A 1,114-nucleotide genomic window follows, 5' to 3' on the forward strand; every position below is an offset into this window, starting at 1 on the left:
ATAGAACTCGAGCGCAATGATTGCCCTGCCCATTTGCCACCGCCGTGTAACCACGAACAGTTCAGTAGGCTTCGAGCCAGTATGCAGGATGGATTTGGACACGGAAACCTTCTTCACTTCAAATAAAATATAAAAAGTGATGAACACTATTGGTATAGATATTTCCAAAGAATGGTTTGATTGCTATTGTACTCAACGACAACGGAATAGACGGTTTACTAACAACCACAACGGATGGAAAGCATTTAAAGATTGGATAATCGATGAGGAAGTCCATGTTATTATGGAAGCCTCCGGCCCTTATTATCTGGGATTGGCCAGTTATTTATATGAGCAGGACATAAAAATTAGTGTCCTGAATCCACTGGTTATCCGGCGTTACGGACAGATGAAGCTAACCCGAACGAAAACAGACGCCAAAGATGCCGCCTTACTTGCCCAATATGGCATTGATCAACAACCGGACCGGTGGTGTCCGCCCTCTGAAGCCCGACAAGCCTTGAAAAAGCTCATGAGCATGCGGGAAGGGCTACTGCGTCAGAAAGCCATTCTCACCGGACAGGCCGAAGCATTTACCCAAAATAAAGAAATTGAGCCCATGGTGAATGAGCTGATCAGGAAGATGCAAAAGGAGTTAGAAGATAATATTACCCGTATTGATAAACGTATGGCAGCATTGGCTGAGGAGCATTACGAGGAGGTTATGGAAGCGCTTTTAACGATACCTGGCATTGGCCAAAAAACAGCTATTGAACTGGTAACAATTACTGATGGATTCCGTCGTTTTGATAGCCCCAGAAAATTGGCCAGTTACGTGGGCATTTGCCCCCGGATCTGGGAATCTGGGTCCTCGGTCAAGGGACGTGGAAGTATTAGCAAATTGGGCTGTCCGCAACTGCGGAAGCTGCTGTATATGTGCAGTTGGTCTGCCAAACGTAGTAATCCAGCCTGCAAGAAAATGTATGATCGATTGAAGAAAAGAGGAAAACCAGAAAAAGTGATTAAGGTAGCCATTGCCCACAAACTGTTGCGACAAGCTTTTGCCGTTGGTAAGAGGTGCGAAGCGTTCAACAAAAAAAAGGCATTGGTTGCTTGACTTTAAACACAGTTCATT

At 45.1% G+C, this 1,114-nt stretch carries 1 protein-coding gene; it reads left to right on the forward strand.

Annotation, left to right across the window (positions count from 1 at the left end; all coding sequences use genetic code 11):
• Nucleotides 1-139 precede the first annotated feature (139 nt).
• Nucleotides 140-1,096: an IS110 family RNA-guided transposase gene (locus tag FN808_RS18780; RefSeq protein ID WP_142716157.1), complete on the forward strand. Its 957-nt coding sequence runs from the start codon at nucleotides 140-142 to the stop codon at nucleotides 1,094-1,096.
• Nucleotides 1,097-1,114: the final 18 nt, after the last annotated feature.

Source organism: Fodinibius sediminis (assembly GCF_900182555.1).
GTDB lineage: Bacteria > Bacteroidota > Rhodothermia > Balneolales > Balneolaceae > Fodinibius > Fodinibius sediminis.